The sequence below is a fragment of the Streptomyces sp. WELS2 genome (assembly GCF_013870595.1).
Classification (GTDB): domain Bacteria; phylum Actinomycetota; class Actinomycetes; order Streptomycetales; family Streptomycetaceae; genus Streptomyces.
In genome coordinates this window covers 1-5,927 of the sequence record NZ_JACBWZ010000370.1, presented here as the reverse complement: position 1 = coordinate 5,927, position 5,927 = coordinate 1, and the positions used below count along the sequence as shown (strand labels likewise).

At 71.2% G+C, this 5,927-nt stretch carries 5 protein-coding genes; 2 read left to right on the top strand and 3 right to left on the bottom strand.

Going from position 1 to position 5,927, the window contains the following annotated elements:
• On the bottom strand, window positions 1–1,427 hold a 1,427-nt coding region (locus H5J33_RS20745; RefSeq protein ID WP_181796424.1), incomplete at its 3' end, for an FAD/NAD(P)-binding protein.
• On the bottom strand, window positions 1,424–2,281 hold the full coding sequence (locus H5J33_RS20740; RefSeq protein WP_181796423.1) for an amino acid ABC transporter permease: 858 nt from the start codon (window positions 2,279–2,281) through the stop codon (window positions 1,424–1,426). The genes H5J33_RS20745 and H5J33_RS20740, both read right to left, overlap by 4 nt.
• A gap of 437 nt (window positions 2,282–2,718) precedes the next feature.
• Here H5J33_RS20740 and H5J33_RS20735 point away from each other — a divergent pair, with 437 nt between their 5' ends.
• Together H5J33_RS20735 and H5J33_RS20730 are read left to right on the top strand one after the other, a co-directional pair.
• On the top strand, window positions 2,719–3,639 hold the full coding sequence (locus tag H5J33_RS20735; protein WP_181796422.1) for an ABC transporter substrate-binding protein: 921 nt from the start codon (window positions 2,719–2,721) through the stop codon (window positions 3,637–3,639).
• A 299-nt stretch (window positions 3,640–3,938) separates the two neighbouring features.
• Window positions 3,939–4,376, top strand: a complete 438-nt coding sequence (locus H5J33_RS20730; protein ID WP_030790534.1) for a cell division protein SepF — start codon at window positions 3,939–3,941, stop codon at window positions 4,374–4,376.
• A gap of 37 nt (window positions 4,377–4,413) precedes the next feature.
• Here the strand turns inward: H5J33_RS20730 and H5J33_RS20725 are convergent, their stop codons facing one another.
• On the bottom strand, window positions 4,414–5,604 hold the full coding sequence (locus H5J33_RS20725; RefSeq protein WP_181796421.1) for an acyl-CoA dehydrogenase family protein: 1,191 nt from the start codon (window positions 5,602–5,604) through the stop codon (window positions 4,414–4,416).
• Window positions 5,605–5,927 lie beyond the last annotated feature (323 nt).

Genomic DNA, 5,927 nt, shown 5'->3' with positions numbered 1-5,927 from the left:
AAGCCCGGCACGGTGGGGCCGGCGGCCCGGAACACCCCGTCCTCGGCGGTGACGGTCATGTCGGCCCCGACGAACCGGAGCAGCCCGGCCCGGGACAGCGCGAGCATCTGCCGCAGCCGGGGTCCGGGCGGCCCGGACGCCAGGTAGCTGAAGAACCCGTGCCACCGGGGCCCGATGTCGCCGAGCCGCACGAGTTGCCCGTAGACGGAGAGCAGCCCGAGGAAGACGGCCAGGTCGGGGCTGTGGGCGGGGTCGTGACGGCGGCGCAGGTCCGCCTCGATGTAGTCCCGCAGCCCGTCCTGGAAGGCGTCGTGCGAGGCGTAGCGCACGCCGTCCAGCGGGCGGTCGAGCGCGGCCAGGTCGAGCCGGTCGGCCGGGTCGGGCACGGCGGCGGCGACCAGCGCCCGCACCTCGGCGGGGCCGTCGGCCGCCGCGTACTTCTCCTCGAAGTCCGGCCAGGCCATCGCCGTACGCCCGGGGTGGGCGGCGAACAGCCGGTGGTAGTGGGCGAAGCCCAGCTCCTTCTCGACCAGCGGCCACACATCGCGCCGGAAGTCCGGGCCGCCGGGGCGGGCCAGCAGAGCGTCCACCTCGGCGGGGCCGAGGAAGCGGGGCAGCGGCGGCCGGTCGCCGGTGAGGTCGTAGCCGATCTTCGAGTGGTACGGCACCCCGCGCCGGGAGCCGACGTAGAGCACCGGCTCCCGCCCCGAGGGCAGATACGTTTCCCCCTCGTACCGGCCGCCGCGGCCCTCGGTGAGCAGCACCATCAGGTCGACGAAGGCCAGTCCGAAGCCGCGGACGAGGACGGGTTCGCCGGCCCGCAGCGCGGACAGGTCGCTGTCGGCGGTGAAGTCGGGCGGCAGGTGCGCCAGGCCGTGCTCGCGGGCGTAGGCGGCCAGCGCGGCCTGCTCGCCGTCGGGTTCGGCGTCCAGGTGGCCGAGGGCGAGGATGACCAGGTCGGCCGGGAGCGGGTCCGGGCGGCCCTCGAGCCACACCTGCTGGCGGCCCTCGCGGGGCCCGCCGATCCTGAGGGCGCGATGGGGGTGGTGGTGGACGGTGACGTTCGGCGGCAGGGCGTCCCGGGCGCGTTCGTAGACCCAGCGCAGATAGCGGCCCTGGAGCCGGCGGTCGGGGAAGACGCTGCCGTCGAGCCCGGCCCACTCGTGCAGGGTGGGGCCCGGGCGGACCGGGCCGTCCATGGCCACCGTGTCGTCGGTGAACATGGTGACGTCCTCGGCGTGCGAGTTCATCCACAGCAGCGGGGACTGCTCCTGGCGCCATATGCGTCCGCCGCCCGGCGGATGGGGGTCGACCAGGTGGATGTCCAGGCCCTCGCCCGCGTACAGGGCGGGCGCGTTGGCGGCGAGGCGCTCGAGGACGCCGGTCCCCCGCGGCCCGGCCCCGACGATCACCAGCTGCTGCCTCATCGGGTCTTCTCCGTGCCGCGCGCGTAGCGCTTCTCGACGTAGTACTGGCCGACGCCGAGCAGCGAGGTGACCACGGCGTACCAGAGGGTGGCGACCATCAGCAGCGGGATCACCTGGTAGGTGCGGTGGTAGACCAACTGGGCGGAGAACAGCAGGTCGTTGACGGCGATGATGCTGACGATCGAGGTGCCCTTGAGGGTGCCGATCAGCATGTTGGCGGCGGGCGGCACGATGGAGCGCATCGCCTGCGGCAGCACGATCCGCCACCAGCGCCGCCCGGGGCTCAGGCCGAGCGCCTGGGCGGCCTCGATCTGCCCGCGGTCGACGGAGAGGATGCCGCCGCGCACGACCTCGGCGGCGTAGGCGGCCTCGTGCAGGGTGAGGCCGACGATCGCGACGGCGACCGGGCTGAGCAGGTTGACGGTCTTCACGCCGAGCACCTGCGGGTACAGCGCCCCGATGTTGAACCACAGCAGCAGCTGCACCAGGATCGGGATGGACCGGAACAGCCATACGTAGCCCCAGGCGACCGCCCGCAGCACGGGGTTGGCGGACAGCCGGAACGCGGCGAGCAGGGTGCCGAGGGCGAAGCCGAGGGCCATCACCACGGCGGTCAGCCACAGGGTGAGCCACAGCCCGCGCAGGATGGCGTCGGAGGTGAAGTAGTCGGCGACGACGTCCCATTGGAACGCCTTGTTGTTCAGGACGGAGTCGACCGCGAACCCGAGCAGCACGAGGACGGCGACGGCCGCCGTCCACTGGCCGAAACGGCGCCGCGGGACGATCCGCGGGGCGTCGGCGGGTTCGGGTGTCTTGGCTGCGGCGGGGACTTGGGCGAGGGTGTCGGATGACATGCGAAGGCTCCGTGACGCGTGAATCGTCGGAACGAAGGTGATGCCTTCACACGGGCGCGCCGCGCGGCGCGGATACGGCCGAGCCCCTCAGCAGGGCCGTATGCCGAGAGTACGGGGCCGTTTCGGTCCGCTGTCAAGGCTGTCCATACTGTGAGCCGTACATCTCAAGTCAGTTGACGCGGAACCGGATGCCTGTTCCACTTGGCCCATGCATCCACAGCAGTGGCTGGTCACCCGCTCCCACATCGACTTCGGTCGCGTGTGGTCCTCTTCCTGTTGAGCTGACCCCCTGCGCGCGCCCGCCCTTCGGCGGGCCTCCTCGCGTTCTCTTGCTCCTCCCCCGCCTTCACACGCGCCCCCCTCCCCTCGCGTTTCCGCACACCCGTCTGCTCCCAGGAGACCGCTCAGCGATGCGTACGCCCATTTTTCGGTATGTCATGCCCTTTACCGCCATCACATCGGCCGCCCTGCTGCTCACCGCCTGCGGTTCCGGCTCCGGCGGTACGGGCGGTGCCGGCGGTACGGGAGTGGCGGCCAAGAACGCCGGGATACCCACCACCGACGTCGTCTCCGCCATCCGGAAGGACCCGGCCGCGGCGAAGCTGCTGCCCGCCGGCACCACGAGCCTGACCGTCGCGGTCAGCGTCGGCGGCACCCCGCCCGGCACCGCCTACCTGGGCGACGGCAAGACCCTGACCGGCCAGGACGTCGACTTCACCCAGGCGGTGGCCCGGGTGCTCGGCATCAGGCTGAAGGTGGAGCAGGCGAGCTTCGACGCGATCCTGCCCGCCCTGGACAGCGGCAAGTACGACTTCGGCGCCAGCAACTTCGGCGTCACCGACGAGCGCCGCAAGACCGTCGACTTCGTCACCTACGTCAACGACGGCCAGGGCTTCGCCGCCCGCGCGGACAGCGACCTGAAGAAGATCACCGACCTGAGGCAGCTGTGCGGCCTGAACGTGGCGACGGGCGCCGGCACCACCTTCGAGGCCACGCTGGAGCGGAACAAGCACGTGTGCTCCGACGCGGGCGAGAAGGCGTACCAGGTGCAGACGTACGGCGAGCCGAGCGCGGTGTGGTCCTCGCTCCAGCAGGGCCGCAGCGACGTGGTGATGTCCACGATCAACGGCCTGCGCTACGCCGTCACCCATCAGAGCGGTCTGAAGTTCCTCAACGAGTACCACCGGCTGGACGTCGGCTTCGCCTTCAAGAAGGGCTCGAAGCTGGCGCCGGCCTTCCAGGCGGCCGTCAACAAGCTGCTCTCGGACGGCTCCTACGAGCGGATTCTCAAGAAGTGGGGGACGACCGGCTCGGCGATCAAGGAGTCCCGCGTCAGCCCGCCGGAACAGCGGGACTGAACGGAGCAACCGACGCTCAGAGGGGCCCCGGCGACCGGCCGGGGCCCCTCTGAGCGTCCGTCAGGATCACCCGGACGCACCTCTTCTCACCCGTCCGCCGAGAACAATCATATTTCACTCTCAGTCAGCAGCGGTGTGACTCGCGGCCCTTGGGGCACAAGGACTCTCGACGGATCGGCTGTGCACCAGTACCGTCACAAACCCCCCGCGCGGCGTCTATCCACTTGGCGCGCCGTCCGCATCATGGATGACCATAGGGATGCGGAAAGCAAGAAAGACCGCTGTGAGAGGAGGCGTCCATGGGATCGGTACGCAAGGCGAGTGCATGGCTCGGCCTCGTCGACGACAACGATGACGAGCGCTACTACGACGACGACTACTCCGAGGGCACCGAGTCCGGGGACGCCTGGGTCACCGACCCGCGCGTGCGGGTGGCCACGGACACCGCCGAGGAGAAGGGCCGCCGGATCGGCACGGTGACCCCGGACAGCTTCCGGGACGCCCGCGCCATCGGCGAGCTGTTCCGGGACGGGGTCCCGGTCATCATGAACCTCACCAACATGGAGCCCGGCGACGCCAAGCGGGTCGTGGACTTCGCGGCCGGGCTCATCTTCGGTCTGCGCGGCTCGATCGACCGCGTATCCAACCGCGTGTTCCTGCTCACCCCGGCCGACACGGAGATCATCAGCGGCGAGGCGTCCGCGCACCGCTCCGACGGCTTCTTCAACCAGAGCTGAGGCAGGGCCGCTCACCGGCCCCGCCCTGCCAGGGGGCTCACCGGAAGGCGTCCAGCCCGGTGAGCGCCTTGCCCAGCACCAGCTGGTGCATCTCGACGGTGCCCTCGTAGGTGAGCACCGACTCCAGATTGGTCGCGTGCCGCATCACCGGGTACTCCAGTGAGATCCCGTTGGCACCGAGGATCGTCCGCGCCGTACGGCAGATCCCGATGGCCTCGCGGACGTTGTTGAGTTTCCCGAGGCTGACCTGTTCCGGGCGCAGCCGTCCGGCGTCCATCCGCCGCCCCAGATGGTGGGCGAGCAGAATCCCCTTGTGCAGTTCCACGGCCATGTCGGCGAGCTTGGCCTGGGTGAGCTGGAAGCCGCCGATGGGCCGCCCGAACTGCTCCCGTGACCTCGCGTAGTCCAGGGCCGCCTCGAAGCTGCTGCGCGCGGCGCCCATCGCACCCCACACGATGCCGTAGCGGGCGTGCGAGAGACAGCTGAGCGGTCCGCGCAGCCCGATGGCCTCCGGCAGCACGGCGCTGCCGGGCAGCCGTACGCCGTCCAGGACCAGTTCGCTGGTGACGGAGGCGCGCAGGGACCACTTGTGCTTGATCTCCGGCGCCGAGAAGCCGGGGCTGTCGGTGGGCACGACGAAGCCGCGGACGCCCTCCTCGGTCTGCGCCCAGACCACGGCCACACCGGCCACCGAGCCGTTGGTGATCCACATCTTGCGGCCGCTGAGGACCCAGTCGTCGCCGTCGCGCTTGGCGTGGGTGCGCATCGAGGCGGGGTCGGAGCCGTGGTCGGGCTCGGTCAGCCCGAAGCAGCCGATCACCTCGCCGGCCGCCATGCCCGGCAGCCACCGCTGCTTCTGCTCCTCGCTGCCGAACCGGTGGATGGCGTACATCGCCAGCGAACCCTGCACGGAGACCAGCGACCGGATGCCCGAGTCGGCCGCCTCCAGCTCCAGGCAGGCCAGGCCGTACTGCACGGCGCTCGCGCCCGCGCAGCCGTACCCGGTGAGCGACATGCCGAGCGCGCCCAGCGCGCCCAGTTCTCGGGCGAGGTCCCGGATGCCGGGCAGCTCGCCCTTCTCGTACCAGTCGGCGACGTACGGCAGGACACGGTCGGCCGCCCAGCCGCGGACCGTGTCCCGGATCGCCAGGTCCTCCGGTTCCAGCAGATCGTCGATGCCGAGCGGGTCGGCGGCATCGAACGGCGGCAGCTTCGCGGACGCGGACATGGGACACCCTCCGGACGGAAACGCGACAAAACTAGCAGCGCTAGTTGCGGCTCTCCGGCCGACGTTACGGCGGAGCGTCCCGCACGTCCAGAGCGGACCGGCACGGTGTCCCGCGTCCGAGCGGACCGGCACGGTCTCCGTTCGCCCGGGTGGAGCCGGGGTCAGGCGGTGACCCGTGGCGGGGCGGCGGACGGCTCCGCCTCCCGGGGGGCCGGCAGTTCCACCTCCGCGCCGTCCGGTTCCTCACCGCACTGCATGACCCGCGGCAGCCGCAGTGCCAGCACCGCGCCCAGCAGCAACAGCCCCGCGCTCACCAGCAGCGT

Bases quoted from the DNA above. Each gene is read 5' to 3' on its own strand.
- H5J33_RS20735 (WP_181796422.1), top strand. From the start codon at position 2,719: ATGCCCTTTACCGCCATCACATCGGCCGCCCTGCTGCTCACCGCCTGC.
- H5J33_RS20740 (WP_181796423.1), bottom strand. From the start codon at position 2,281: ATGTCATCCGACACCCTCGCCCAAGTCCCCGCCGCAGCCAAGACACCC.
- H5J33_RS20730 (WP_030790534.1), top strand. From the start codon at position 3,939: ATGGGATCGGTACGCAAGGCGAGTGCATGGCTCGGCCTCGTCGACGAC.
- H5J33_RS20725 (WP_181796421.1), bottom strand. From the start codon at position 5,604: ATGTCCGCGTCCGCGAAGCTGCCGCCGTTCGATGCCGCCGACCCGCTC.